This is a genomic window from Parabacteroides sp. AF17-3, assembly GCF_003635445.1.
GTDB classification, from domain to species: domain Bacteria; phylum Bacteroidota; class Bacteroidia; order Bacteroidales; family Tannerellaceae; genus Parabacteroides; species Parabacteroides goldsteinii.
Map to the genome: position 1 here is coordinate 157,911 of NZ_QTMM01000017.1, position 25,817 is coordinate 183,727.

The 25,817-nt window shown below is 40.8% G+C and carries 26 protein-coding genes; 15 read left to right on the top strand and 11 right to left on the bottom strand.

Annotation, left to right across the window (positions count from 1 at the left end):
• Positions 1-3: 3 nt before the first annotated feature.
• The 9 genes from secY (at position 4) to rplQ (ending at position 5,548) form a co-directional block, all read left to right on the top strand.
• On the top strand, positions 4-1,344 hold the full coding sequence (secY, locus tag DWW91_RS21535) for a preprotein translocase subunit SecY (protein WP_009859529.1): 1,341 nt from the start codon (positions 4-6) through the stop codon (positions 1,342-1,344).
• 4 nt (positions 1,345-1,348) lie between these two features.
• Positions 1,349-2,134: a type I methionyl aminopeptidase gene (gene map / locus DWW91_RS21540; RefSeq protein WP_122328880.1), complete on the top strand. Its 786-nt coding sequence runs from the start codon at positions 1,349-1,351 to the stop codon at positions 2,132-2,134.
• Between the two features lie 10 nt (positions 2,135-2,144).
• Entirely contained in the window at positions 2,145-2,363 is a 219-nt protein-coding gene (gene infA / locus DWW91_RS21545; protein WP_009318521.1) for a translation initiation factor IF-1, read from the top strand.
• A 12-nt stretch (positions 2,364-2,375) separates the two neighbouring features.
• Complete coding sequence (gene ykgO / locus DWW91_RS21550; protein ID WP_005645768.1) at positions 2,376-2,492, top strand: type B 50S ribosomal protein L36; 117 nt, start codon at positions 2,376-2,378, stop codon at positions 2,490-2,492.
• A 34-nt stretch (positions 2,493-2,526) separates the two neighbouring features.
• Positions 2,527-2,907 (top strand): 30S ribosomal protein S13, encoded by a 381-nt coding sequence (gene rpsM, locus DWW91_RS21555; protein WP_009859527.1) that lies wholly within the window; start codon positions 2,527-2,529, stop codon positions 2,905-2,907.
• Positions 2,908-2,918: 11 nt separating this feature from the next.
• Complete coding sequence (gene rpsK, locus DWW91_RS21560) at positions 2,919-3,308, top strand: 30S ribosomal protein S11 (protein WP_005634781.1); 390 nt, start codon at positions 2,919-2,921, stop codon at positions 3,306-3,308.
• A 123-nt stretch (positions 3,309-3,431) separates the two neighbouring features.
• Entirely contained in the window at positions 3,432-4,037 is a 606-nt protein-coding gene (gene rpsD / locus DWW91_RS21565) for a 30S ribosomal protein S4 (RefSeq protein WP_009859526.1), read from the top strand.
• A gap of 12 nt (positions 4,038-4,049) precedes the next feature.
• Positions 4,050-5,042 (top strand): DNA-directed RNA polymerase subunit alpha, encoded by a 993-nt coding sequence (locus DWW91_RS21570; RefSeq protein WP_009859525.1) that lies wholly within the window; start codon positions 4,050-4,052, stop codon positions 5,040-5,042.
• A gap of 8 nt (positions 5,043-5,050) precedes the next feature.
• Positions 5,051-5,548 carry a 50S ribosomal protein L17 gene (gene rplQ, locus DWW91_RS21575; RefSeq protein ID WP_010800551.1) on the top strand — a complete coding sequence of 166 codons (498 nt, stop codon included), beginning with the start codon at positions 5,051-5,053 and terminating at the stop codon, positions 5,546-5,548.
• Between the two features lie 87 nt (positions 5,549-5,635).
• Here rplQ and DWW91_RS21580 read toward each other — a convergent pair whose 3' ends face one another.
• The 7 genes from DWW91_RS21580 to DWW91_RS21615 form a co-directional block, all read right to left on the bottom strand.
• Positions 5,636-7,216 carry a lipopolysaccharide assembly protein LapB gene (locus tag DWW91_RS21580; protein ID WP_122328881.1) on the bottom strand — a complete coding sequence of 527 codons (1,581 nt, stop codon included), beginning with the start codon at positions 7,214-7,216 and terminating at the stop codon, positions 5,636-5,638.
• Between the two features lie 21 nt (positions 7,217-7,237).
• A complete protein-coding gene (locus tag DWW91_RS21585) occupies positions 7,238-8,176 on the bottom strand; it encodes a PstS family phosphate ABC transporter substrate-binding protein (protein WP_122328882.1) in 939 nt (312 codons plus the stop codon).
• Positions 8,177-8,374: 198 nt separating this feature from the next.
• A complete protein-coding gene (locus tag DWW91_RS21595; protein ID WP_199722615.1) occupies positions 8,375-9,190 on the bottom strand; it encodes an energy transducer TonB in 816 nt (271 codons plus the stop codon).
• Between the two features lie 37 nt (positions 9,191-9,227).
• Entirely contained in the window at positions 9,228-9,902 is a 675-nt protein-coding gene (locus tag DWW91_RS21600) for a biopolymer transporter ExbD (RefSeq protein ID WP_122328885.1), read from the bottom strand.
• Positions 9,903-9,914: 12 nt separating this feature from the next.
• The gene (locus DWW91_RS21605) at positions 9,915-10,523 is read right to left on the bottom strand and encodes a biopolymer transporter ExbD (RefSeq protein ID WP_009859518.1); all 609 of its coding nucleotides are present in this window, start codon (positions 10,521-10,523) and stop codon (positions 9,915-9,917) included.
• Between the two features lie 5 nt (positions 10,524-10,528).
• Positions 10,529-11,338, bottom strand: a complete 810-nt coding sequence (locus DWW91_RS21610) for a MotA/TolQ/ExbB proton channel family protein (protein WP_009859517.1) — start codon at positions 11,336-11,338, stop codon at positions 10,529-10,531.
• A gap of 128 nt (positions 11,339-11,466) precedes the next feature.
• Positions 11,467-11,865 (bottom strand): hypothetical protein, encoded by a 399-nt coding sequence (locus DWW91_RS21615; RefSeq protein WP_010800547.1) that lies wholly within the window; start codon positions 11,863-11,865, stop codon positions 11,467-11,469.
• Between the two features lie 235 nt (positions 11,866-12,100).
• Here DWW91_RS21615 and eno point away from each other — a divergent pair, with 235 nt between their 5' ends.
• Entirely contained in the window at positions 12,101-13,387 is a 1,287-nt protein-coding gene (eno, locus tag DWW91_RS21620; protein ID WP_122328886.1) for a phosphopyruvate hydratase, read from the top strand.
• Positions 13,388-13,809: 422 nt separating this feature from the next.
• Here the strand turns inward: eno and DWW91_RS21630 are convergent, their stop codons facing one another.
• Both DWW91_RS21630 and DWW91_RS21635 read right to left on the bottom strand, forming a co-directional pair.
• Positions 13,810-14,838 carry an aminotransferase class I/II-fold pyridoxal phosphate-dependent enzyme gene (locus DWW91_RS21630; RefSeq protein ID WP_009859514.1) on the bottom strand — a complete coding sequence of 343 codons (1,029 nt, stop codon included), beginning with the start codon at positions 14,836-14,838 and terminating at the stop codon, positions 13,810-13,812.
• A 52-nt stretch (positions 14,839-14,890) separates the two neighbouring features.
• Positions 14,891-17,890 (bottom strand): glycoside hydrolase family 3 N-terminal domain-containing protein, encoded by a 3,000-nt coding sequence (locus DWW91_RS21635; protein WP_122328899.1) that lies wholly within the window; start codon positions 17,888-17,890, stop codon positions 14,891-14,893.
• 125 nt (positions 17,891-18,015) lie between these two features.
• Here DWW91_RS21635 and DWW91_RS21640 point away from each other — a divergent pair, with 125 nt between their 5' ends.
• From DWW91_RS21640 to rplS, 3 genes are all read left to right on the top strand, one after another.
• Positions 18,016-19,269, top strand: a complete 1,254-nt coding sequence (locus DWW91_RS21640) for an AAA family ATPase (RefSeq protein WP_009859512.1) — start codon at positions 18,016-18,018, stop codon at positions 19,267-19,269.
• Between the two features lie 4 nt (positions 19,270-19,273).
• A complete protein-coding gene (locus DWW91_RS21645; RefSeq protein WP_009859511.1) occupies positions 19,274-19,918 on the top strand; it encodes a hypothetical protein in 645 nt (214 codons plus the stop codon).
• Between the two features lie 143 nt (positions 19,919-20,061).
• On the top strand, positions 20,062-20,409 hold the full coding sequence (rplS, locus tag DWW91_RS21650) for a 50S ribosomal protein L19 (RefSeq protein WP_009859510.1): 348 nt from the start codon (positions 20,062-20,064) through the stop codon (positions 20,407-20,409).
• A gap of 71 nt (positions 20,410-20,480) precedes the next feature.
• Here rplS and DWW91_RS21655 read toward each other — a convergent pair whose 3' ends face one another.
• A complete protein-coding gene (locus tag DWW91_RS21655) occupies positions 20,481-21,608 on the bottom strand; it encodes a 6-bladed beta-propeller (protein WP_122328887.1) in 1,128 nt (375 codons plus the stop codon).
• 150 nt (positions 21,609-21,758) lie between these two features.
• A complete protein-coding gene (locus DWW91_RS21660) occupies positions 21,759-23,573 on the bottom strand; it encodes a 6-bladed beta-propeller (RefSeq protein ID WP_009859508.1) in 1,815 nt (604 codons plus the stop codon).
• A 199-nt stretch (positions 23,574-23,772) separates the two neighbouring features.
• Between DWW91_RS21660 and DWW91_RS21665 the strand changes: the two genes are divergently transcribed.
• Positions 23,773-24,957: a sensor histidine kinase gene (locus tag DWW91_RS21665; RefSeq protein ID WP_122328888.1), complete on the top strand. Its 1,185-nt coding sequence runs from the start codon at positions 23,773-23,775 to the stop codon at positions 24,955-24,957.
• 20 nt (positions 24,958-24,977) lie between these two features.
• Positions 24,978-25,736, top strand: a complete 759-nt coding sequence (locus DWW91_RS21670) for a LytTR family DNA-binding domain-containing protein (RefSeq protein ID WP_046146322.1) — start codon at positions 24,978-24,980, stop codon at positions 25,734-25,736.
• Positions 25,737-25,817 lie beyond the last annotated feature (81 nt).

A 25,817-nucleotide genomic window follows, 5' to 3' on the forward strand; every position in this document is an offset into this window, starting at 1 on the left:
GTCATGAGAGCAGTTGAAACAATAAAAAATATCTGGAAGATTGAGGATCTGAGAAATCGGATCCTCACCACTCTTTTATTGGTGGCTATATATCGCTTCGGAACGTATGTAGTACTTCCTGGTATTGATCCTCAAGCGTTAACCGCTTTACAGGCGCAGACAAGAGGCGGATTGCTTGCACTGTTGGATATGTTTTCAGGTGGTGCATTCTCTAATGCTTCTATTTTTGCATTGGGTATTATGCCTTATATTTCCGCTTCAATTGTTATGCAGTTGTTAGCCATTGCAGTTCCTTCTTTTCAGAAATTACAGAGAGAAGGGGAGAGTGGTCGTAGAAAGATCAATCAATGGACTCGCTACCTCACAGTAGCTATCCTGTTATTCCAGGGACCGACGTATTTGGTGAACTTAAGTGTTCAGTTGAAGGCCGCTGGTGCAGCTTTACCTCCGGGTATTCTGTTTACTATATCTTCTACTATTATTCTGGCTGCAGGAAGTATGTTTATCTTATGGCTAGGTGAAAGAATTACAGATAAAGGTGTTGGAAATGGTATTTCATTTATCATTTTGATTGGTATCATAGCCCGTCTACCGCATTCATTGTTCCAGGAATTTATTTCAAGAACAAGTGAAAAAACTGGTGGTCTGGTTATGTTCTTGTTTGAAATGCTGTTTCTTTTACTTGTTATTGCCGGTGCTATTTTATTGGTTCAGGGAACTCGTAAAGTGCCCGTACAGTACGCTAAGAGAATTATAGGTAACAAACAATATGGTGGCGCTCGTCAGTATATTCCTTTAAAGGTAAATGCTGCAAACGTTATGCCTATCATCTTTGCTCAGGCAATTATGTTTATTCCTATTTCTATTGTAGGATTCTCCAGTACAGGTGATCAAAGTGGTTTTTGGGCTGCATTTATGGATAATACCGGTTTCTGGTATAACTTTGTATTTGCGGTATTGATTATCCTCTTTACTTATTTCTATACAGCTATCACGATCAATCCGACCCAGATGGCTGATGATTTGAAGAGAAACAATGGGTTTATTCCGGGTGTTAAACCTGGAAAAAGCACCAAAGACTATCTGGATACAATCATGGATCGTATTACTCTTCCGGGTGCATTCTTCTTGGCATTGGTAGCTATTATGCCTGCTTTTGCAAGAATCGCTGGTGTGAGTATGGAGTTCTCTCAGTTCTTTGGAGGAACATCTTTGTTGATTTTGGTTGGTGTAGTGTTGGATACATTGCAGCAAGTAGAAAGTCATTTGTTGATGCGTCATTATGACGGTTTGTTGAAGTCAGGAAGAATTAAAGGTCGTACAGGCTCAGTTGCCGCTTATTAATAGGATGATCTATTTAAAAACAGATGAAGAAATCGAGTTGATGCGTTCGGCCAATCAATTGGTAGGCCGGACACTGGGAGAATTGGCAAAGCATATTGCTCCCGGGGTTACAACTCTTCAACTCGATAAGATTGCTGAAGAATTCATTAGGGATAATGGAGCAGTCCCAGCTTTTTTAGGGTATGGTGGTTTTCCAAATTCAATATGTGCTTCTGTAAATGAGCAGGTAGTACATGGTATTCCTTCCTCAAAAGCAGTTTTAAAGGAAGGTGATGTCATATCAGTTGACTGTGGTACCATATTGGATGGCTTTGTCGGTGATTCAGCTTATACTTTTTGTGTAGGTGAAGTGGCTCCGGAAGTGAAGAATTTGTTGAAGACGACAAAAGAATCTCTTTATCAAGGTATTCAACAAGCTGTAGAAGGAAAACGAGTAGGAGATGTTAGTCATGCGGTGCAGACATACTGTGAATCGAAAGGTTACTCTGTTGTAAGGGAACTGGTGGGACATGGTATCGGACGCAAGATGCATGAAGAACCTGAAGTACCCAATTATGGAAGATATGGTTGCGGAGCTTTATTGCGTAGTGGTATGTGCATCTGCATTGAACCTATGATCAATATGGGAAGCAAAAATGTCGTTTTTGAAAAGGATGGTTGGACGGTGCGTACAAAAGACAGAAAATGTTCTGCTCATTTTGAGCATTGTATAGCGATAAGACCCGATGGCCCTCAGATTTTATCTTCATTTGAATTTGTAGAAGAAGTTCTAGGAAATAACGCAATTTAATTTGATTTATATGGCTAAACAAGCAGCTATTGAACAAGATGGAGTTATAGTAGAAGCATTGTCAAATGCGATGTTTCGTGTGGAATTAGAGAACGGACATGAAATTACTGCCCACATATCAGGAAAGATGCGTATGCATTATATTAAAATTCTTCCTGGTGATAAGGTTAGAGTAGAAATGTCTCCGTATGATTTATCAAAAGGTAGAATTGCTTTTAGATATAAATAAAAATAACTAGATATGAAAGTAAGAGCATCTTTAAAGAAGCGTACACCTGAATGTAAGATTGTAAGAAGAAAGGGTCGCTTATACGTAATTAACAAGAAAAACCCTAAGTATAAACAACGTCAGGGATAATTTATTATTTTTGCAAAATAATTAAGTAAGTAATATGGCTATAAGAATAGTTGGTGTAGACTTGCCACAAAATAAAAGAGGAGAAATCGCTTTGACTTATATCTACGGTATCGGTCGGAGTGCTTCAAAATCTATTTTAGAGAAAGCAGGCGTTGATCGTGATATCAAAGTAAAAGACTGGACAGATGATCAAGCTGCAAAAGTACGTGAAGTCATTGGCGCTGAGTACAAGGTAGAAGGTGATCTTCGTTCTGAAGTTCAACTAAACATCAAGCGTCTGATGGATATCGGATGTTACAGAGGTGTTCGTCACCGTATTGGTTTGCCTTTGAGAGGCCAGAGCACAAAGAACAATGCTCGTACTCGTAAGGGTAAGAAGAAAACTGTTGCAAATAAGAAAAAAGCTACTAAATAATAAGAGTTGATATGGCAAAAAAAACAGTCGCAGCAAAGAAGAGAAACGTAAAAGTTGACGCTTACGGTCAAGCTCATATTCATTCTTCTTTCAATAACATTATTGTGTCTCTTGCCAACAGTGAAGGTCAGGTAATCAGTTGGTCTTCTGCAGGTAAGATGGGATTCAGAAGTTCTAAAAAGAACACTCCGTATGCCGCTCAGATGGCAGCACAAGATTGTGCTAAGGTAGCTTATGATCTTGGTTTGAGAAAAGTAAAAGTATTCGTAAAAGGACCGGGTAACGGACGTGAGTCTGCTATCAGAACTATCCACGGTGCCGGAATCGAAGTAACTGAAATCGTAGACGTTACTCCGCTGCCCCACAATGGTTGTCGTCCTCCGAAAAAGAGAAGAGTATAATTAACTATAGTTTCTTGAACATTGAATCCGGAATTGTGAATAGATTGCATAAAGACCTTATCCTCTCTGTAATCGCGGCTGCACGGTTCCAGATTCAGACAGAAAAATTAAAACAATAAAAAAATGGCAAGATATACTGGACCAAAAACAAGAATTGCCCGTAAGTTTGGTGAGGCTATATTCGGACCGGATAAAGTTCTTTCTAAAAAGAATTATCCTCCCGGACAACATGGTAACGCCAGAAAAAGAAAAACTTCTGAATACGGAATTCAGCTTCGCGAGAAGCAAAAAGCTAAATACACTTATGGTGTATTGGAAAAACAATTTAGAAACCTGTTCGACAAAGCGCAGCGTTCAAAGGGTATTACCGGTGAAGTTCTGCTTCAGTTACTGGAAGGTCGTTTGGACAATGTAGTTTATCGTTTGGGTATTGCTCCTACGAGAGCTGCTGCACGTCAGTTGGTTTCTCACCGTCACATTACAGTTGATGGTAAGGTTGTAAACATTCCTTCTTACTCTTTGAAAGCCGGTCAGATCGTTGGTGTTAGAGAGAAATCCAAGTCTTTGGAAGTGATTGCTGATGCATTATCAGGATTCAACCACAGCAAATATCCTTGGATTGAGTGGGATCAGTCTTCTTTAAGCGGAAAATTACTGCATCTGCCGGAAAGAACTGACATTCCTGAAAACATTAAAGAGCAGTTGATCGTAGAATTGTATTCTAAATAATAATTGATTTCCATGGCGATATTAGCATTTCAAAAACCCGATAAAGTATTAATGTTGGAAGCGGACAATTTCTTCGGAAAGTTTGAATTTCGTCCGTTGGAACCCGGCTATGGTATTACTATAGGTAATGCTCTGCGCCGTATTCTCCTGTCGTCGCTTGAAGGTTTTGCTATTACATCCATTAAGATCGAAGGTGTTGACCATGAATTTGGTACAATTCCCGGTGTTATTGAAGATGTAACAAACATTATCTTGAACCTGAAACAGGTACGGTTCAAGCATATTGTAGACGACATAGAGAATGAGAAAGTAAGTATTACTGTTTCGGGTTCGGAAGTGTTCAAAGCCGGTGATATAGGTAAACAGCTGACCGGATTCGAAGTATTGAATCCAGACTTGGTTATTTGCCGTTTGGATCCGAACGCTGGTTTCCAGATTGAATTAACAATAAATAAAGGACGCGGATATGTTCCCGCTGATGAAAATAGAGACCCGAATGCAGACGTTCACGTTATTGCCATCGACTCTATTTATACTCCTATACGTAATGTTAAGTATTCAATCGAGAACTTCCGTGTTGAGCAAAAGACGGACTACGAAAAGTTGGTTCTTGAAATAGCCACAGATGGTTCTATTCATCCGAAGGAAGCGTTGAAAGAAGCTGCTAAGATTCTGATACATCATTTCATGTTGTTCTCAGATGAAAAGATTGCGATCGAGACAGTAGATACTGACGGCAATGAAGAATTCGATGAAGAAGTACTTCACATGCGCCAGTTGCTTAAGAGCAAGCTAGCAGATATGGACCTTTCCGTTCGTGCTTTGAATTGCTTGAAAGCTGCAGATGTTGAAACATTGGGTGAACTGGTTAAATTCAACAAGAATGATTTGTTGAAATTCCGTAACTTCGGTAAGAAGTCGCTCACTGAACTTGATGAACTGCTTGAAAGCCTGAACCTTTCATTCGGTATGGATATCACGAAATATAAATTAGATAAAGAGTAAGTAAAGCGATGAGACATAATAAGAAATTCAATCATTTAGGTCGTACAAATACTCACCGTGAAGCAATGCTGTCTAATATGGCTTCTTCTTTGATCAAGCATAAGAGAATCTTTACGACAACAGCAAAAGCTAAAGCGCTTCGTAAGTTTGTTGAACCTCTGATCACAAAGTGCAAAGAGGATACAACTCACTCAAGACGTGTGGTATTTAGTACTTTACAGGATAAGAACGCTGTAACAGAACTTTTCAAGGAAGTAGCTCAGAAGATCGGTGATCGTCCGGGTGGTTATACCAGAATTATTAAGACTGGTAACCGTTTAGGTGACAACGCTGCTATGTGCTTCATTGAATTAGTTGATTACAACGAAAACATGTTGAAGGATACTACAGCTAAGAAAACTACGAAAACAAGACGTTCTCGTAAGAAATCTACAGCTGCTGAAACAGCTGCTCCGGTTGCTGAAGCTCCTGCAGCAGAAGCAACAGAAGAAAAAGCTGCAGAATAATTTCTGTAACTTATATACGATACAAAAACAGCCGACATTTTTATGCCGGCTGTTTTTGTATATAAACAAATTAATTTATTTGTTTACTTACTTGATATTTTTTAAAGCTTCCTGCGCTGTAGCATTAGATGGATCGATTGATAAAATCTTGTTCCAGTAAATTTTGGAGTTATCCATATCTTGTTTCAAGTAATAATAGTAGCCCAGGTAACGGTAACATTCGGTTAATTCATTGCTATATTTCTCTTTGTTTTTTTCAAGAATGGGAATGCAAGACTCGTAATAGGGTTTGGCTAAACCCTGTTCTGTCTCGGGGGCCAGTTGAGATTGTGTACGTGCCTGCCATAGGCTACCAAGGTGGCTATCCGGTACACGTTCTTTTACAATAGCAAATAAGCTATCAGCTTTGAACAGGTACTTTTGTGCTGCAATACTATCTTTTGCAGCTGCTGTATAGTAATATTTACCTAATTGATAGTAATCAGCAGCTTCCGATTCTTCTCCCAGCGCCTCTATATACTGCGTATAAGCCTTGATGGCCTCAGCATTATTTTCGCTGTTACTATAAACTTCAGCAAGGTCCTTATAGATTTCTGTATGCGAAGAACTTTCTTTTATAGCTTTCTGTAATGCATCTGCTGCCTGATCATATTGTTTTGCTTTATTCAGCAGGCGACCGTAATATAAATAGTCCTGCCAGATATATTTAGCATCCGGATTATTGAAGAAAGTCTCTATTTCTTCCAGTCCTTTTTCGTAGGCTTTGCTTTCGTAATCATTATAGATGGCCAGACGTTTCAATAAAAAGTTATCAGGGTCAATAGCTTGTCCTTCACTGATTATTTTACCGGATTCAGCGTATTGTTTATTGAAGAACAAAGCAGAGGCATAATGAACCAGATTGTCTGTAGAGTAAAGACCTCCTGCCATGTAGGTTTTATAAGCTGCTACAGCTTTAGGATAATTCCCTTGTAATGAATAGATGTTTCCCAAATGGCAGTACGCCGGCAAGTAATCCGGATAGTTTGAAATTACTTTCTGAAGCATTTCTATTGATAATGTTGGAGTGACTCCCTGATATACGTTTGCATATTTGATATAAGCTTCCTTGCAGGCCGGATCGAAGTGGATAGCCTGTTCATATCTTCCGGCAGCATCTCCTGGTTTATCTTTGCTGATAAGTAAATCGCCTTCATACAAATAAATGGCGGGGTCGTTAGCATTATATTTCTTTGCATTATCGAGAGCCGCCTGGGCTTCTGCCTCCATTCCGTTCATTGAGTAGGCTTTAGCAATAGCGACATAAACAGAAGCATCTTTTTTATTGATTTTGATTGCTGCATCAAATGCTTTTTGCGCAGTAGATTTATCTGTTTTGAGTAGCACTTTACCTTCACCAACTTTATTATAGGCATAATCAGGAAATGTCATCCATCCTTTCTGGTAATTAGCCAAAGCTTCGGAAGTTTTATTTTCATCAAAAGCAATTTCTCCCAGATAGTATAAAGCTTCAGCCTGTTCGGCAGGAGAACTGTTCAGCTGTTTCTCAAAAAGCCGGCTTGCTATAGTTGGTTCGCCGGCTTTGTAAAAGTCAATGCCTTGCCGGTTATCTGCGTAAACGGCAATAGCGATAAAACTTAAAAGGATTATATATAAATTCTTTTTCATGACTGTAAATATTTATAGGGTTTATAACTGGTCCCTGACATTTACCAACCTTACAGGTTGTGTAGCCGGAAGAATACCTGATTTAAGAATGATCCGCTGTCCCCGGTCGCTAGCTATGAAAGTTGTAAAACCGGAAGCCAGGCCCATGCGGGGTTCTGATAGTATCAGATAAACAGGCCTGCTCATCGGATACTTTTTTAATGCGATGTAGGCCTGATACGGTTTAAAACTATTTGTTGCAGTGGCATGTCTGTAAGGACTGACTGCCATTACTTTTATATTCTCAGAGAAACTCATGTTGGTTGTATCAGACGGATTACTGATCCAGTTTACTCCGATGATACCTAACGCTCCACGGTTTTGGGATACATAGTTTATTACTTGCCGGTTTTCTTTCATTGCATGTAAATCCCCGGAAAATGATTTTCCGTTACAGATTGAATCGATAGCATAGCGTACAGTTCCGGAATTAGGGTTATCGAATACAACTTCGATCCTTCCTGATTGGTTATCGGAACAGAGTTCTTTCCATTCTTTTATTTTTCCCGTCAGTATGTCTCTCAATGCAGGGATACCAATCAGAGAATCTGTATTTTGTTTATTTACAATCAATGCAATGGCATCTGTTGCTATTTGAATGTTTCTGGGGAATAATTTTTTAGTGTTCATAAATTCCGTCTCTTCTTTGGTTAGCGGGCGTGAAGTAATGGCCAGCCGGATGCTATCGCGCAGCAACCTGTTGATAGTTTCTGTTTCACCGGAAAAGTAAGGAACAATCCCGGCTTCCTTATAAATACTTTCGAAAACGGCGATTTCTTCTTCTACGACAGGGGCAAAGCAGCCATCGGAAGCTATAGCGATAACGCCACTGGTCGGAGTATCGTCCGGAGTTTCTGTTTTCTTGTTTCCGCAAGAAACCAACAGAACTATACATACTGTTATATAGAATAAACTTTTCATCGTTTGCTGTCTTTTATGAGCCTGTAACCTCTGAATAAAGTGTAGCAGAAGAACAGAATACCAACTGTTATTCGCATAGGGAATGACATATTCTCATTAAACAAGTTAGTGAAAACCAGCAGGAAAGTCATTCCGAGGTATATCATGACCATGAATATACCCCAGACAAACTTAATATTTATACACTTTACCTCCATCTTATTGTAATTTAAATCGTACCGGAACTGTAAAGTAGACCGGTACCGGTTTACCATTCTGTTTCCCCGGAACCCATTGTGGCAGAGACTTGATAACGCGTAATGCTTCTTTGTCGCAAGCCGGATCCAATTGCCTTAGAACTTCCACTTTCGTGATCTCTCCCGTTGGGCTTACAACGAAGCGGAGGGTAACTGTTCCCTGAATACCATTTTCGGCAGCGATTACCGGGTATCTCAAATGTGTACTAATGAACTTCAGTAAAGCCTCGTTTCCACCGGGGAATTGCGGCATTTGTTCAACGGCAACATAAGGTTCGGTTTCTTCTTCAATCACTTCCTTGTTGTCTTTCAGGTCTGCAATGTCGATGGCTTCTTCACTTTCGGAACCTTTTACGTCTGCCACTGAGATAGCCAGTTTTGAGGTTGTCAGTTCTTCCTGTGTCTTGATTTCCTCTTCCTCCCTTACATCTTTATCCGCCTTAATAACAGGAGGGGTAAATTTGATTGTACTTTTCAGTACGGGAGGAGGTGGAGCCTCTAAATTACGGATTTGATTTTCTTCCGGTACCTTCGTTTCCATTTGCAGGTTGGAAAGTGTCGTTACTTCCAGTACCTGCTCTTTGGCGTGCTGGGGAATAACCGATTTGATCAAAACCGGGATTGTCATGACCAGAATAGCTCCGATAGCTACAATGATCAATGCGCGGATATGTCTGCCGGAAGAATTTTTACGCAACTCGTATGCTCCGTAGTCTTTATTCTTCCCGTTGAAGATCAATTCGCACCACTCCGGTGAATTCAGATTTATATTGTTCATATTAATCATGATCGTTCTTTTTTATTGGTGATACGAATTATTTTCTTTTAGGGCCGGCATTAGCCTCTGCTATTTGTTTAGCGAGTTCTCCGCCGCTTTTCAGGTTGTCGACCAGAAATTTATCTCCGTCGGTTATATCGACGATTGCATATTTACCAATATTGCATATCTGCATTTCGTCGAGCGCATCTACCAGGTCTTTATAAGAAGCATCGTCGGTCGCCTTGATCAGTACGACCGGGGCATCTTTGCCTCCTTTTATCTCTGTAGCCTGCTTTTTAAACTCATCTTCGGATATTTCTTTGTTTAGCTTTTTCACTTTCAACTCCGATATTTGTTGTATAGCGTCGGAATTGCGTTCCAGTAGGATGTTACGTAATCCGGTAGGAGAAAAATCGGTTGTTTTCAGTGATTCTACATGTTCATAATCCGGTTCACCGAAATAGTAGTACACCTTGCTGTCTTCACCCAATATAAGGGTGATGGCTTTAGAGGCTTTCACTTTTGTCTGTTCGGCTTCCGTGACATGGTCTTTCGACGGCATGCTGATCTCCATGGTCTGCGGCTTACTCAGCGAAGTACAAAGCATGAAGAACGTGATCAGCAACATATTCATATCCACCATCGGCGTAAAGTCGACACGGATATTGACTTTCTTTTGTTTGCCTTTCTTGCCGTCGCCTTTTCCTTTATCTGTATTTACTTCTGCCATACTGCTTGTTGTTTAAACATTGTCGGGCACATTCTTGAGAGTTGTTATGAGATTATATCTGTTTTCTCTCAGGTCCTGCAATGTGTTCATTATATTTTTGATTTTAGGATACGGCGTCTGTTGGTCGGCTTTGATGGCGATCACCAGGTCGCGGTTCACTTCGCGGGCATGTTGTACCCAGGCTTTGAATTGGTTGTTCGTGCTATCGGCAGGGATTCCGTAATTCTGCGTCAGACGGTCTTGTTCGGAAGACGGAAGATTCAGAAATTCCTGCATATTCTGGATAGGAACACCGAAGGAAGGAAGAAGGCTAAATTCGTATATTTCTTTGTCGCTGAAGTTAATACCGTAGTCTTGTCCCAGCTTCTTTAATACGTTTGCCTTATCCTCTTGTTTGTCCATGCTCATAAATACTTTCCCTTCCGGATCTACCAGGATGGAAAGAATATTCGTTTCCGGTATTTTTATTTCGGAAACGGAAGCCGGAGTAGTAACCACGACCGGTTCTTTCTGGATGAAGGTAGATGTCAGCATGAAGAAAGTAAGCAGTAACACCGTTACATCACTCATCGCCGTCATGTCGATGAATGTGCTTTTTCGTTTTACTATAATCTTAGGCATATGTTTCAGTGTTTAGCCGCAAATGTTTGTACGATAGAGAAACCTATTTCATCGATGGCATAGGTGATATTATCTATTTTACTGGTGAAATAGTTGTACGAGATAATAGCCATGGCACCGGTGGCGATACCTAAGGCCGTATTGACCAGAGCTTCGGAAATACCGGTCGACAATGCTACCGAGTCGGGAGCTCCGGCATTGGCCAGGGCGGCAAACGAACGGATCATACCCAGTACGGTTCCAAGCAACCCGAACAGAGTTCCCAATGTCGAGATTGTAGCAATAACCGGCAGGTTCTGTTCCATAGACGGTAATTCCAGTGCCGTGCTCTCTTCGATCTCTTTCTGTATGATGACCATCTTTTGTTCTTTGGTCTGATCCGCCCTGTTTTCTACATCAGCGTAACGGGTCAATGCGGCGTTAACCACATTGGCCACAGAACCCTGCTGTTCTTTACAAGCCTTTTGAGCTGCGTCCAGATTCCCGTCTTCAAGGTCTTTTTTTATAGTACGTACAAATCCTAGCAGGGCTTTTTTCCCTTTAGACCGGTTGATGGCAATAAAACGTTCAACACTCAAGGTGATTACAGTAAGTAAAAGAGTGATAACAACGGGGACAATGAAACCTCCCTTATAAATCGTACCAGCATAGTTGCCGGGAAGCGGATGATTATCCGGATTATTATCCATGAAGTTGGAAGGATTGCCTAGTACGAAATGAAAGAAGCATACTGCCAGGATAAAGCAAATGATAATGACGATGCCGGCTGAAACGCCATTAGATGTTTTTGATATAACAGATTGATTTGTTTTCATAATTTTGATATTATTAAAGAGATAAAAAACAGAAAATAATAGTCTTAGTGTACAAAAAAGGAAATGCACACCCGAATCATGCCGTATTCGAAGGCATAATCAACAATTATAAATGTCTTATAATAATATCAAATAATGAGTTTTCGCAAAACGTAGATCCATTGATTTCCGCATTTGCGAAGCGAGAGGTAGTTTATTGTATGGATAATAGATAATGTCTCCGATATTTTATATTGTGAGGCCTGCTCTTTCAACTTCAAGAGAAGAAGACTCTTATTGCTGTTCGATAATTTGAATAGCCGTTCGTAGTTATCGAAAGCCGGTTTGGTACGTGCAGTTATATCAAGAGACTCAAGAGGGATTTTCCCTAATTCAAACTGTTTTAATTTATTATCGTAGGAGAGGCTCTTTTCTTCGCCATTAAGGTTACATGGTTGAATCATCTCTTCGTTGTCGATATTAAACGCAATCTCCTGCCCTGTAAAGATCAGGATAAGGAGTGTTAATATGGACAGAACTTTCTTCATGATTCGAGAATAAACTTTTTATGTTAAAACATTTTGTTAATGCAAAAGGTTGTAACTTTTTAAGAAAAAATGCCTGTTGATTCGGGGGATAAATATAGATAAAGTATAGTATTCAAAAAGGCAGTCCTCTATTTATTCATCGAAAATCTTTATAAGGGTTTGGCAACAATCTTAGTGAACCGTTTGTTATATTTGTACTGAGTGAAAAAAATACAGAATACTAAATATTTAGGTTATGAAAATTGAAAAAGTAATAGGTAGAGAGATTCTTGATTCCCGTGGTAACCCGACAGTAGAGGTAGATGTGCTTCTTGAATGCGGCGCTTTTGGTCGTGCTGCCGTTCCATCCGGTGCTTCTACTGGTGAAAATGAAGCAATAGAACTGCGTGACGGTGATAAAAAACGCTACGGAGGCAAAGGTGTACTGAAAGCTGTGGATAATGTTAACAATGTAATTGCACCGGTTATCATCGGAATGAGTGCATTAAACCAACGTGCAATCGACCATAAACTGCTTCAGTTGGACGGAACAAAGACAAAGTCGAAACTCGGTGCCAATGCCATGTTAGGCGTTTCGCTGGCCGTAGCTAAAGCAGCTGCCAGTTATCTCGATTTACCGTTATATCGTTATATAGGCGGAACAAATACGTATGTATTGCCTGTTCCGATGATGAATATTATCAATGGCGGTTCGCATAGTGATGCTCCGATAGCATTTCAGGAATTTATGATTCGCCCGGTAGGTGCAAAGAGTTTCCGTGAAGGCTTGCGTATGGGAGCAGAAGTATTCCATGCCTTGAAGAAGGTGTTGCACGACCGCGGTCTGAGTACGGCAGTTGGTGACGAAGGTGGTTTTGCTCCGGCTCTCAACGGTACGGAAGATGCTTTGGGTTCTATTATGGCCGCTATTAAAGCTGCCGGATACGAACCGGGTAAAGATGTGACAATCGCTATGGACTGTGCTGCTTCCGAGTTTTACGATAAGAAGGGTATCTACGATTATTCGAAGTTTGAAGGTGCCCACGGTGCCAAACGGACTGCTGCCGAACAGGTGGCTTACCTGTTGGATTTGGTTAACAAATATCCGGTCGACTCTATCGAAGACGGTATGGACGAAAACGACTGGGAAGGATGGAAGCATCTTACCAAAGCTTTAGGTGACCGTGTTCAGTTGGTTGGTGACGACTTGTTTGTAACTAATGTTGAATTCTTGAAGAAAGGTATCGAAGAAGGCTGTGCCAACTCTATCCTGATTAAAGTAAATCAAATCGGAACATTAAGTGAAACACTGGATGCTATTGAAATGGCTCACCGTAACGGCTATACTTCAGTGACGTCGCACCGTTCCGGTGAAACGGAAGATGCAACGATTGCCGATATCGCTGTAGCTACTAATTCAGGACAGATCAAAACTGGTTCCTTAAGCCGTTCGGATCGTATGGCTAAGTACAATCAGTTGCTTCGTATCGAGGAAGAATTGGGCGATCTGGCTGTTTATGGCTATAAGACGTACAAAAAATAATTCTGACACTTACAGAATCAGATGTAATAGACTGAAGGGCTGCCTCCCAAAGAGGTGGCCTTTTGGTGTTTATGTCCCTTACCTTTATCAGAAAGGCTAGTAGTAACTATCCCGGAGGTTATTTATTTCTAATCGAAAGCATATTATATCTTGTCTTTTTCACGACCGTCGCAAAGCTTACCGACGGACGTCAGCAAGCTTATCCACGTCCGTCGGTAAGCTTTGCGACGGCGATGGAAAAGAGAATGAGTCATATCTTTTATAGTAAAAGACAGTATGCTATGCAGGAATAGTCAGTAGGGGGAGCGATAGATGACAGGCAGATAAAAGGTGAATGGTTTTTATTCGAATTAATGCATGTGAGAGATGAAATAGCCGGAGCAAAAACAATCTCTTTACTCCGGCTATTCTATTTTATACTATTATAATTGAGCGAACCATTCACGGATAGCATCAATCAATATCTGATTTTCAGCACTTGTTTGGGTGGACAGGCGGATGTATGTTTCATCCAGTCCGCGGAAGTTGGAGGCATCACGAATCAGGATTCCATTCTTCTCCCACAAGTATTTCTTTAGTTCTGCCGCTGTGCCTTTCTTTAGGCGGACAAGGAAGAAGGTTGTTGAAGTAGGAATGACTTCCAGGTTATCGAATTTGCTTAACTGATAAATCAATTCGGCTGTTTCACGCTGCCACTTACGGATAGGCAAAGTAAACTGGGCCGGATGAATCAGGATATATTTACTGGCTTCAAGCGCAATAGCGTTTACCGACCAGGGGATGATATACTTATTTACTTCGGCTGTTATTTCAGGAGAAGCTACCAAGTAACCGATACGTAATCCCGGAATGTTGTAGGCCTTAGAGATAGACTGGATAAGAATCAGGTTTGGGTGATTCTTAACGTCTGAAGGCTTTAGCATATCTTCGGTGGTAAAGGCAACATAAGCCTGGTCGATGATGAATTTTGTATTGCGGTTGGCTGCAATCAACCGGAGCAATTCCGTACGATGAATCAATTTACCATCCGGATTGTTAGGATTGCATATCCAGCAGAAATCCTGTCCTTCCAGAGAAAGTTCCGAAAGGTCGTCGGAGGTTGGGAAGAAATTTATCTCGTGTTCGTGTAGGCGGCAGGCATCTTCATACTCAGAGAAGGAAGGAACGGCAATCGTTGATTTAGCCCCTCTCCAAGCCTGTGCCAACAGATAGAAAGCGGTAATCGAACCATTGGTTACAACTACATTTTCTTCTTTTATCTCATACCGGCGGGCAAGCAACCTTTTAAGTGAAGCAGCATCCGGTTCCGGATAACGTGTCAGTTTACTGAAATGCTCATTGAGATGTTCCTTGAGTTTATCGAGGTTAGCACCGTGCCATACGTTAGAACTGAAGTTAATCTTTACTTCGTTCTGCGAATTGTAAAAGTCATCACCGTGTCCGAATAGCATACTTTATTTGTTTTATGTAATTAATGTTGTTCTAAAAGGTGGTGCAAAAATACTAATCTTTTTGGCTTTTCCTATCAATTGCCTTATAGATTGCATCCTGTATTCGTTTGCGGATATCCAACTGGCTGAGTTTATTATTGGCACGCGACGGATTGACCCTGTTACAAAGGAAGATATAAAGCAACTGGTTGTCCGGATCCACCCAGAAACAAGTCCCGGTGAAGCCGGTGTGCCCATAGACGGAAGGTGGCGTCAGGCTGCTGCAAGGAGAACCTTTATGTGTTCCCGGGGCAGGCTTGTCGAAACCCAGTCCGCGGCGGCTTGTCGGGCTTTTACTTTGGGTGAAAAGACGACAGGTTTCTGTTGATAAGTATTGTTCGTTGCCATAAGTGCCCTGATTAAGGAAAAGCTGTAATACTTTCGCCAGGTCATTGGCATTCGAAAACAGGCCGGCATTGCCGGAGACGCCCCCCTGGAAAGCGGCAGCTTCGTCGTGTACATAGCCACGAAGTAACTGGCGGCGTACGAACTGGTCGTTCTCGGTCGGGACAATCAGGAGGCTGTCTATTCTTTTCAGCGGGTTATAAGTGGTGTGCCAGGCTCCCAGCCGGCTATAAAAGTCGTTATGCAACAGCTGGTCCATCGGTTGCTTCATCTGGTTTTCCACCATCATTTTCAGCATGATGAAGTTGACGCAGCTATACACATATTTGCCGCGTGTTCCGAGGCGGGAGTCTTTTATTTCCTGCATGATACTGTCTTTGAAGGAATCGTGCAGGTAGAAGTTGCGGGCTACCTCGGTGGTGAATCCCGGTTTCTTCTCAGTAGAAACCAGGTCGGGCAGATAGTTGAAATCATTGCGTACGTATGTTTTGGCATCGAAGCGTACCGGATGGGTAGCGTTCTTTACACTGCTGTAAAGGCTGCCTTTGTAACTATCCTTATCGATGGCATTCAGATAGAAATTGATTGTGGAGACAACTCCTGACTGATGGTAAAGCAATTCTTTTATATTCAGGTCTTTCTTGTTGGAACCTTTCAGTTCGGGGAGAAAGTCTGCTATTTTATTATTGAGGGTGAATTTCTTTTCATCGTACGCTTTCATTACGGCAAGTAAGGTCCCGGCCGCTTTGGAGGCAGACGCCAGGTCGTAGACGGAATTTTCCTGTACCTTCCGGCTTTGGTCGTAGTCAAAGTAACCAAAGGCCTTGTCGTAAATAATCATACCGTCTTTGGCAACCAGCACCTGGCAACCCGGATAGGCATTTTCTTCAAGTCCTTCTTCTGCAATGGATCCGATTACATCGAGGCGTATGGGATTGGCTCCGACTTCCTCCGGTTCGTGATAACCTAACCGTGTTTTTTCCGTGAAGATACCGGCTCCGGCATGGAATACGCCTGGGATGGTAACCGGTAGTTTGCCTTTAGCTGGAATCCCCCCGAAGATAACCTGGGCGGCATATTCCTGAGCAAGAGGCGTTCCTTCGTATCCCATCACTACCGCCTTCGCTTTCATAATGGAACTTTTATATTCCTTACAGAAATAGGGCAGGGTAAAGAAGGCATAAACGAGCTCTTTCTTAGTCGCCAGCTGGCGGAGTTGCAGGCTTTCAGGGATGCGGACTGTGTGTACGCCGCAGATGATTACATCGTATTTCTCTAACTGTCTGTAAACATGTTGGATTTGTGCAGCTGTTGAACTACGGCTGATGCTGAAGCAGGCAATACTGTCGTAACGTCCCAGCATTTCCTGAAATTCATTTCCGGCAGGCGAACCGATTGACAAGGCGGCAATCTTCTTTTTATCCAGCTGTCTGAGCGGGACCATGTCGGATTCGTTCTTTAATAATGTAATTGCTTCTGCATTGAGTTTGGCGGCCAGCCAGGCTGCATGCGGTGAGTTCAGCCGTTTGCTTAATCCTTTCGTTTCAATCGGTCGGTATTTATCCAGTCCGGTAATATATTTGTATTGGAGTATCTTGATACATTTGGCTTCGATATCCTCTATGGATAAAATACCTTCGTCGATAGCCTCTTTCACCGCAGTGAAATCGTTAATCGGGGCAGCCGGGGCCAGCAATATATCATTCCCAGCCAGTAATGCTTTTACTGACGGATTATCCGATTTTTTAGTCGTAGCACCTTTCATGGCCAGCGCGTCTGTGAAGCAAAGGCCTCTGAAACCAAGTTCTTCCTGCAACAGTCCCGTTACAATCGGACGGGAAAAGGAGGAAGGGAGATTACGGGTTTTATCCAGTGCCGGAACATAAAGATGTCCGGTCATAACTCCGGCATAACCATCATAGATGTAACGTTTGAAAGGATACAATTCAACGCTGTCCAGGCGTGCCCGGTCATGATGGACGGCAGGCAATGTATTATGCGAATCATCCGAAGTATCGCCATGCCCCGGGAAATGTTTAGCTACAGAGATGATACCGGCAGTTTCCAATCCGCGAGCATAGGCTATTCCTTTATCGGCAACGGCACGGGGATTCTCTCCGAACGAACGGAGGCCGATTACCGGGTTATCGGTATTACTATTTACATCTATATCGGGGGCAAAGTTGATTTGAATGCCCATCTCTTTGCATTGGCGGGCTACTTCCTTCCCATATTCGGTAATCAGTTTATCATCTTCGATAGCTCCCAGCATCATGTTTTTAGGGAAGCGTGTCGTTCCGCTAAGGCGCATAGACAAGCCCCATTCTCCGTCCAGCGAAACGAACATCGGGACACGTGACGCTTTTTGCAACCGGTTGGTTACTTCAGCCTGGGTAACAGGATTCCCTTTATGAAAGAGGATTCCTCCGAGCTTTATTTCATTGACGTATCGCATAAGCCGCTGCATGGTGCGGTTATCCGATTTCGGTTCGGAAATCACCATAAAGAGTTGTCCGATCCGTTCATCGTAACTCATCTTATCAAACACAGAATCAACCCAATGATTCATTTTTGCCTGATCGACGTTACGGTACATATTAGGAATAGTCTGTGCTTTGGCCGTTAGTAAACACACAGAACATAACAGCATTGTAAGTATCTTCCTCATCTTCACGTTATCATTATTATCCACCAAAAATAAGAAAATAAGCTGAATTATGAATTTTAGCTTTGATATCTTTTTCGTATTAAGGTTATTTGTATCTTTGATGCAAAACAATAAAACAAGTCGTTATGCCTATACAATTTAAGATACATAAACTGGGTGCTTTGAAGAATACCACTTTTGAGTACAAGCCTTTTATGATCTTTTCGGGAGATTCGGGATTAGGGAAAAGCTATGCTGCTTTTTTGTCTTATTTTTTTGTTAATTCAATGATGGGAGAGGCGGCATTAGTTTCTTTTATAGAAGAGGTGTTAGGTAAAAATGCTTCAGAAATAAATCAACTTAATCAATATAATATAACTATATCAGCTCAACAGTATAAAAAATGGTTGAATAAGAATGCTTCTCGTTTTATTGGATATTTGATAGGAAATGAAGGCTTGGAAGCAGAAGTAGAAATAGACGTTAATTTCCCTAATTTTACAATTGGATATAAGCTGGTAGAAGACACTGGAGAAAAAGACATAATAACTTATTTGAATGGCAATGAAGGAAGTCCTTATAAAAAAACTCGGCCTAATATAAACCTTTTGGCTATTATAAGTCAAGGATATTTATCTGAGTCACTTTTAAATATAGGTTATCAGAGAAATATGCTTTTGCCGCCAGCCAGAGCTGCTTTAATGGGAGCTAGTATAAGTGCAACGAATGCTATAATGAGTATTGGAATGTATAAAGAGTTTGTAGAGGTACTGGATTTGGTTCTTTCTGCTTCGTATAATGAGACTCTTTGCCCTCCTTATTTGTTAGATGCGATATCAGATATATTAAAAGGAAACCTGGTCAGGCAAGACGGACGGCTTTATTATGAGTTTAATGGAACAAAATTACCTATTAGTGCGGCAGCTTCTTCAATTAAAGAGTTAAGTCCTTTATTTTTGTTGTTGCAGCGATATCGGGCGGCAGAACTGTCGGTTTTAATAGAAGAACCTGAAGCTCATCTTCATCCCCGGATGCAAATAAAAGTGGCAGATCTGATTGCTCATGCAGTGAACGATGGTGCTTCTTTTCAGGTAACAACACATAGCGACTATTTTATGGGGAGAATAAATGACTTATTGAAGCTACATTACATTAAGTCGAATGTATCGGCAGAAGATTATAATGCTTTATGTAATCAGAACGGGCTTGATGGCGAGTTAACTCTTAACCCTGATAAACTAGGTGCTTATTATTTTAAGAGAAGGGAAGACGGAAGTGTAGAGATTATAACACAGGAACCTTCTAAAGGTATTCCGTTTGATACTTTTTCTGATGTAGTACAACAAACAACTACCGTTTCGTTTGCTTTGGATGATTTTATAGAAGAACATAATTTATAGCTTTATGATAGATAAACTTAAAACCTTATTTAATCCTGACTTTATTTGTGAATATACAGGAGCAGTTACAATCGAAGAAGAAGATCCGCAGGCGAAGGTGCGGTCCGTCCGTCTTGAGAATGGAGATTTTATCTATTTAAATAAAAAGATATTAGATCAGATGAATTTACTGTTCAAACAAAAAGACGATCGTTTCTCTTTATGCAAAGGATGTGACGGAGTGCTTATTTATCATTGTGCGAAAGAGAAATATTTAATTTTGGTTGAATTGAAAAGTAAATATACTTATGATAATATCATAAAGGCGGAAAGTCAGATAGAGGCAAGTTATGCAAAATTGTTTATGTTGCTGCACTCTTTTGATGATTTTGTGAAAGAAAATTATAAGTGTTGTGCTTTGATTATAGCTTTAGAACCGGATATTGAGACATTATCAAAGCTCACTAAAAAGGCTCAGATTATGTCTGGTTATTGTAAAGAACGTTTTTGTATCAAATTGTATAATGCCAAAGACTCTGGTTTGATATTGAAACATGATATATCTTTACTAAAAAATTTACCATTGAAGATGGACTATAAATTTGATGAGTTACCCATTTTCTTTATTCCTTATTCAGAAAAGAGTATTGATATAAGGAAGTATCTTTGATTTTCGAATGAATTTTCCCCCTACAATTTGCGTATCAAATAAATCTTTCGTTACTTTGCATCCGCTTTGCGCAATCTCTGTCGGGAGAAGTAGCCCGTTAAATTGCGTTTCATTTAAAATTACAATTAAAAAGCTATAAAACAATGGATTTAATTAAGATTGCAGAAGAAGCGTTTGCTACAAAGAAGGAATATCCTTCATTCAAGAGTGGTGACACTATTACAGTAGCTTACCGTATTAAAGAAGGTAACAAAGAACGTATCCAGCAGTACAGAGGCGTTGTTATCCGTATCTCAGGACATGGTGACAAAAAACGTTTTACTGTTCGTAAGATGTCTGAGAACATTGGTGTAGAAAGAATTTTCCCGATCGAATCACCGTTCATCGAAAGTATCACTGTAAACAAACTGGGTAAAGTACGCCGTGCTAAATTGTATTACCTGCGTGCTCTTACAGGTAAGAAAGCAAGAATCAAAGAAAGAAGATTCTAATCCTTCGGGATTTAATTGCCATACAAAAAAGCCATCCGATTCGTTTTGGGTGGCTTTTTTGTATGGATATATTATTTGAGTGTCGCTATAATAACAGCTGGATTTTGGTCGTTTGTCTGTTGTCGCCAACTGATCAGGCTATTTCCGTCATCCGACATCACCTGAGGGAAGAAATAGTTATTTGATATGCCTTTCATATAATCGGGGAGCGGATCGCCGTCTTCTCCCAGTATTTTAAGATCTTCATCAGATAATGTCAGCATGACACTTCGGGTACTTTTATTTTGGAAGTTATAGAAATTAGTACTATGCATCATTTGTTGTTTTACCATGTCGGTGAAAGTGACAGTGAAAACGAGATAATCACTACCCTCTCCCAAGAAACTGACAAACGGCATTTCTGTAAAAAGTCGGTTCTGTAGTTCTTCTATTGATTTGTAGCTATACCGGAGAATTTCTTTGGATGGCCATTTCCCGAAATCTATATGATAGGCCGGAACCAGCAGATGTTTTTTTGTATCTACTTGATAGATTGTATCGCAAAGGAGCTTTTTCAACAACAATTTGCCATTATGATCGAAAAATTTGCCTTCTCCCGGCGCAAACCAGCTTGCCTCAGAGGTGTATTGTTCGGTGTAGGGGACAGTTGCCTGTAATCCGTTTTTGTCAAAGAACTCCAGACAGATCTTTTCATCTCCTTTGAAGTTGGATTTGAAGCCGACGAAATTACCATTATCCAGCGGTTGGAATTCAAAATAGAAATTAGCTGGCGATTTGATTGTTTCCAGACATTTACCATCCGGTGAATATACATTTACTTTACCTGCAAAATCAAGTACATATATTTTGTTGTCTTTCACCTTAATGACATTGGCTCCTTTGGTTACTTCGCCCGGTCCTTCACCTATTCGGTAGACCTGATTTAAGAACTTACCAAACCTGTCAAACAAACGGCCATCAATTAACAGGTTATTATCAAATAAATGGAGATTGTAGATATCACGTATCAACAGCGAATCGTTTGTTTCCAACTGGACGATTTCGACAGATTTGGCTAAATCGCGGATGGGTACTTCAGAAGGGTTTTCCATTTGCTGTCCGATATTGACGACGTCTATACTGGAGTGAAGGTCGGATTTCTGTGTGCAGGATATGATTATTCCCAGAAAAGAAATAAAAAGAATAACATGTACTTTCATAACATTGTTGATTTGAGTTTATAGTTCATATCGCAAAAGTACAGGAACAAAAAGGATGTTCTGAGAATCACACCTTGACAAATGTGTTTTGTTAAACAGTTGAAATACTAATTGTTACAAAATAAAATGGAGTAACTGACCGGACAACATTCAAAACTCCTGAAGGAAAGAATCGAGATTTGTATCCCCATTCAGTCCTATTCGCTTCTTAATCCGGTTCTTTGATTTGGTGATAGCTGCTGGCGTATTGTTGAAGATGATGCTTAACTCTTGATTGGTTAGTCCGGCTTTCAATAGGCAGCAGGTTTCTATATCGTGTTTGGTCAATTCTTGATAAGTAGTCTGGAGGCGGGTGGCAAACTGACGATAGAGTTTATCTGTAATGCGGCAAAGATGTTCGTGCTCTTTTTCTCCGATAAAGACATAGGACGGTTCTGCCTTCAGTTTTATAAATAAGTTGTAACCTTCATCAGATACGGAAAGATGTGTCCTTTCTGTTTCCGTTTTTTGTTTTTTCTGTTCCCGGACTGCTAAATGTTGCTTTAGTTCCTCATTCTGTATTTCAAGGAGGTAGATTTGCTGTTCCAGTTCGGCCGACTTTTGTATGGAAGCGGTCGTTTCAGTGGATGATTTCCGCATCTTTTCCAGTTCTATGTGATAGTGTTTCAGGATTTCTTCATTACTGGATAACTGTTTCTTTATTTGTTTCAAGGCTTGCCTGATCTTTTTATGGCGGAAGTAAAAATATGTACTTGCGAGTATTAATAATATAATAAGAGGCAAAAGAACTGTGTGCCATCTGAGGTTTGTGTCCGGTTGGAGGATGGCTATAGGATTCTTTTTTAGCCGAGCTATGACTAATATATCGTTTCCTCTGTATGACATCAGGTAACGTCCGTCTGTCGACATTTGTTCCGGAAAGAAATTATCCCAATTGACTGAAGGAGGGGTATATTGGGTAGAATCATATAAGAGTTGACTATCCTTCCCCATATCTTTCAATGACATTTTAAGTTCCATGCTGTAAACCTTTTTGGTTTTCCTGTCATAGCAGTGCGTTGCGTATATTTGTTTTTGTTGTTCATAGGAACTGTATACGGTGGTGAACCAGCAGGTTGAGTTGTGTTCTCCTAATAACATGATATAAGGTGTATAACGGAATAGTTCGAATTCCGGATTTTCCAGTGAGTAACGCAAAGATTCATCTCCCCGCAACGAGTCCAGTTCCAGCAGATAAGCCGGTTCGATGTTATGCGTAGCAGACGAAACCTGATAAATCGTATCGTTCAGTAACTCTTTCATTAATAAAGAATGAGGAGTTCTTACAAAATGGCCGTCTTTCCTGAAAAAGAAGTAGTTTTTGGGTTCAGTGTATTCTTTTTGGTAGGAGAGTCTGTTGAAGATAGTATCTTTCCCATAGAATATCATTCGGTCTTTCTCATTCCCTTTATAGTTGATGCGGTATCCGACAAATTCCTTTTCATTCAGGACTCCTATTGTACTTAGAAAATCGATAGGGCATAGAAAGGTTTCCAAAAATTGTCCGTCTAGTGTATAAACTTTTGTTACACCATTGTGATCTGTAATATAGATATTCCCATTCCATTCATTTAATGCCAAACAATTAGGGTATTCATCGGGAGCGTTTCCTTTACGGGCAATTTCTTTTATGAACTTTCCTTTGCGGTCGAAAAGCTGGCAAGATTTTTTACTCTCTACGACGATTACACTGTCGAGCAACAAGACTTTATCCCTATAAAAAGGATCAGAAAAATGAATGATCTCGACTGAATCTGTGATACTACTTAATGGTATGGCCTGAGGATATATACATCCGGAGCGAATATCGATGGTGTGCATTTCTTCCTTCTCCCTTTTAGAGCATGTAGTCAGAACGAGAAGTATGGTTCCTGTCAATATCAATAATACTAGTTTTCCGTTAATATATTTACACCATTCAGACATATCTGATTTGTTGTTATTCTATAAAGTGAGTATATATAATGTGGAAGGCAGAGTAGTGACTAACCTTTCTAGATTGAACAAAGATATACGTTTTATTAGGTAATTACGGCGATTCGCCGATGTTTTTGTCTCTTTCATCGGTTTAATTTTTATCGACGTGGTAATAGGTTTACTTTTGTCACCTATAAATAAAACACTTATGCAACATTCCGTAAAAAACAATCTGCTGATTGGTTTTATCGTGTCAGTGCTGTTAAGCCTATTCGTCAACTTTACCATGTTGATGCATACTTATAAAATGCAGTCGCTGGGAGTCCCTTTCCCGGGGAACTATTCGTCCGGAGATGAATTTCTTTATTATTCCTTATTTTGGTTTTTCGTATATGCCTTTCTGCTGTTTATACTGGATTCTCAAATGTATAAGTTGGGCGACCGTCTGTTTTGTAATAAAGAATATAAAACAATCCTGTTGTCTGTCGGTGTGACAATCGTCTGTGGCATTGCGTTCTTTTTCATGTATCCGGTCATACACCGTTTTGTGATGATCGACCTTTTGGAAGTTGATCAAATGTTCCGTTCTGATAGTTTTGTTATAATGGAAGATGCGGCAAGAAAGAAAGCGACACCCCCTGCTTCCCCTGATCCGCATATGTCTATGGTTCTCAGCCGGGCGACAGATTTCCCGAAACCCTTTCTGACGGAACATCTATTTATACTGCTAACCGTTTTGCTGAGTGTCCTTTTGATACGCCTGCTGAATGGTAAACAACAGATGATGCTTGAATATGAACAATTGAAGACTGAAAAACTCCAGACTTCATACAATGCTTTGATGGGACAGATCAACCCTCATTTCTTTTTCAATTCCCTGAATGGGCTGAACTCCCTGATCAGGAGCGGGGAGAAGGAGCAGACATTGACTTATCTGGATGAGTTGTCGAATGTTTTCCGTTATATTTTGCAGAGCAACAAGAAAGAAATGGTTACGCTGGCAGAAGAATTGCAGTTTGTAAAAGCATATACTTATCTCCTTGGCGTCCGTTATGAAGGGAAGCTATTCTTCTCTATTCAAGCGGCTCCGGCACTTTTATTATGGCATTTGCCCATCCTGAGTATTCTGCCGCTGATCGAAAATGCGGTTAAACATAATGTGATCAGCAAGCAGTATCCGCTGCAAATCGACGTTTATACTACTAAAGAGAGCCAACTGGTCGTATCCAACAGGGTACAGCCGAAGGTGGAAGAGAGCACGGGAAGCGGCATTGGGTTGAAGAACCTATGGGGACGTTACCGGATGCTTACCGGAAAGGATATCCATATCTCCAACCGGAAAGATTATTTTAAGGTAACCCTTCCTTTACTGAACGGTAACGGACGGGTATAACAATTAAAAGATTAAACTGTATGAACGCTGTAATTATCGAGGATGAAACGGCTGCTGTTGGTAGCCTGAAAGCAATTCTTTCGCAAAACACCATGATGCCTGTCGAGGTAGTGGCCGAACTGGAGAGTATAGAGGAAAGCGTTACTTATTTCCATAACTATCCCCAGCCGGATATTATCTTTATGGATATCCACCTGGCTGACGGCTCAGCCTTCAAAATATTCGAACAGGTGGAAATCGCTGCACCGGTCATTTTTACAACGGCCTATGACGAGTATGCCCTGCAAGCCTTCCAGGTCAGCAGTATCGATTATCTGCTGAAACCGATCACACTGACTTCCCTTGAACGGGCATTAGGAAAATTGCGCCTCTTCAGCCCCGAAGAGCGGTTGGCCCATATCCGGCGCACGAACGATACCATACAGGGACGGCACGTCATAAAGAGCCTTCTGATCATGCTCACCGACAAATTTTACCCGTTGCAGGTAGAAGATATCCAGTATTTTTATACAATGAATGAAAAGGTTACTGCTTATACTTCCGACGGCAAGCTGCATCCGGTAGACCGCACTCTGGATGCCTTGGGCGACCAACTGGATGAAAAGCATTTTTTTCGTGCCAACCGCCAGTTCATTATCTCCCGGAAAGCCATTAAGGATATTGACCTTTGGTTCGGCAGCCGCCTGTCTGTCAACCTCACTTTGCCTATTCCGGAACGTATCATTATCAGTAAAACGAAAACCCCGGTATTCAAGAAATGGATATTGATGGAAGAATGATCCGGTGAAATACTGCATCATCGAGGTGATTTTTTTCACCCTCTTCCTCCGGGCGATTCACCGACCCAATTCTACCATTTA

What these genes read in the sequence shown, in the direction of transcription:
- DWW91_RS21630 (WP_009859514.1), bottom strand. Translation starts at nt 14,838, where the DNA reads ATGCTATTCGGACACGGTGATGACTTTTACAATTCGCAGAACGAAGTA.
- DWW91_RS21600 (WP_122328885.1), bottom strand. Translation starts at nt 9,902, where the DNA reads ATGGCAGAAGTAAATACAGATAAAGGAAAAGGCGACGGCAAGAAAGGC.
- infA (WP_009318521.1), top strand. Translation starts at nt 2,145, where the DNA reads ATGGCTAAACAAGCAGCTATTGAACAAGATGGAGTTATAGTAGAAGCA.
- DWW91_RS21640 (WP_009859512.1), top strand. Translation starts at nt 18,016, where the DNA reads ATGCCTATACAATTTAAGATACATAAACTGGGTGCTTTGAAGAATACC.
- DWW91_RS21595 (WP_199722615.1), bottom strand. Translation starts at nt 9,190, where the DNA reads ATGAACAATATAAATCTGAATTCACCGGAGTGGTGCGAATTGATCTTC.
- rpsK (WP_005634781.1), top strand. Translation starts at nt 2,919, where the DNA reads ATGGCAAAAAAAACAGTCGCAGCAAAGAAGAGAAACGTAAAAGTTGAC.
- DWW91_RS21580 (WP_122328881.1), bottom strand. Translation starts at nt 7,216, where the DNA reads ATGAAAAAGAATTTATATATAATCCTTTTAAGTTTTATCGCTATTGCC.
- DWW91_RS21570 (WP_009859525.1), top strand. Translation starts at nt 4,050, where the DNA reads ATGGCGATATTAGCATTTCAAAAACCCGATAAAGTATTAATGTTGGAA.
- DWW91_RS21665 (WP_122328888.1), top strand. Translation starts at nt 23,773, where the DNA reads ATGCAACATTCCGTAAAAAACAATCTGCTGATTGGTTTTATCGTGTCA.
- secY (WP_009859529.1), top strand. Translation starts at nt 4, where the DNA reads ATGAGAGCAGTTGAAACAATAAAAAATATCTGGAAGATTGAGGATCTG.
- ykgO (WP_005645768.1), top strand. Translation starts at nt 2,376, where the DNA reads ATGAAAGTAAGAGCATCTTTAAAGAAGCGTACACCTGAATGTAAGATT.
- DWW91_RS21635 (WP_122328899.1), bottom strand. Translation starts at nt 17,890, where the DNA reads ATGAGGAAGATACTTACAATGCTGTTATGTTCTGTGTGTTTACTAACG.
- DWW91_RS21615 (WP_010800547.1), bottom strand. Translation starts at nt 11,865, where the DNA reads ATGAAGAAAGTTCTGTCCATATTAACACTCCTTATCCTGATCTTTACA.
- eno (WP_122328886.1), top strand. Translation starts at nt 12,101, where the DNA reads ATGAAAATTGAAAAAGTAATAGGTAGAGAGATTCTTGATTCCCGTGGT.
- DWW91_RS21660 (WP_009859508.1), bottom strand. Translation starts at nt 23,573, where the DNA reads ATGTCTGAATGGTGTAAATATATTAACGGAAAACTAGTATTATTGATA.
- DWW91_RS21645 (WP_009859511.1), top strand. Translation starts at nt 19,274, where the DNA reads ATGATAGATAAACTTAAAACCTTATTTAATCCTGACTTTATTTGTGAA.
- rpsD (WP_009859526.1), top strand. Translation starts at nt 3,432, where the DNA reads ATGGCAAGATATACTGGACCAAAAACAAGAATTGCCCGTAAGTTTGGT.
- map (WP_122328880.1), top strand. Translation starts at nt 1,349, where the DNA reads ATGATCTATTTAAAAACAGATGAAGAAATCGAGTTGATGCGTTCGGCC.
- DWW91_RS21655 (WP_122328887.1), bottom strand. Translation starts at nt 21,608, where the DNA reads ATGAAAGTACATGTTATTCTTTTTATTTCTTTTCTGGGAATAATCATA.
- DWW91_RS21605 (WP_009859518.1), bottom strand. Translation starts at nt 10,523, where the DNA reads ATGCCTAAGATTATAGTAAAACGAAAAAGCACATTCATCGACATGACG.
- DWW91_RS21585 (WP_122328882.1), bottom strand. Translation starts at nt 8,176, where the DNA reads ATGAAAAGTTTATTCTATATAACAGTATGTATAGTTCTGTTGGTTTCT.
- DWW91_RS21610 (WP_009859517.1), bottom strand. Translation starts at nt 11,338, where the DNA reads ATGAAAACAAATCAATCTGTTATATCAAAAACATCTAATGGCGTTTCA.
- rplQ (WP_010800551.1), top strand. Translation starts at nt 5,051, where the DNA reads ATGAGACATAATAAGAAATTCAATCATTTAGGTCGTACAAATACTCAC.
- DWW91_RS21670 (WP_046146322.1), top strand. Translation starts at nt 24,978, where the DNA reads ATGAACGCTGTAATTATCGAGGATGAAACGGCTGCTGTTGGTAGCCTG.
- rpsM (WP_009859527.1), top strand. Translation starts at nt 2,527, where the DNA reads ATGGCTATAAGAATAGTTGGTGTAGACTTGCCACAAAATAAAAGAGGA.
- rplS (WP_009859510.1), top strand. Translation starts at nt 20,062, where the DNA reads ATGGATTTAATTAAGATTGCAGAAGAAGCGTTTGCTACAAAGAAGGAA.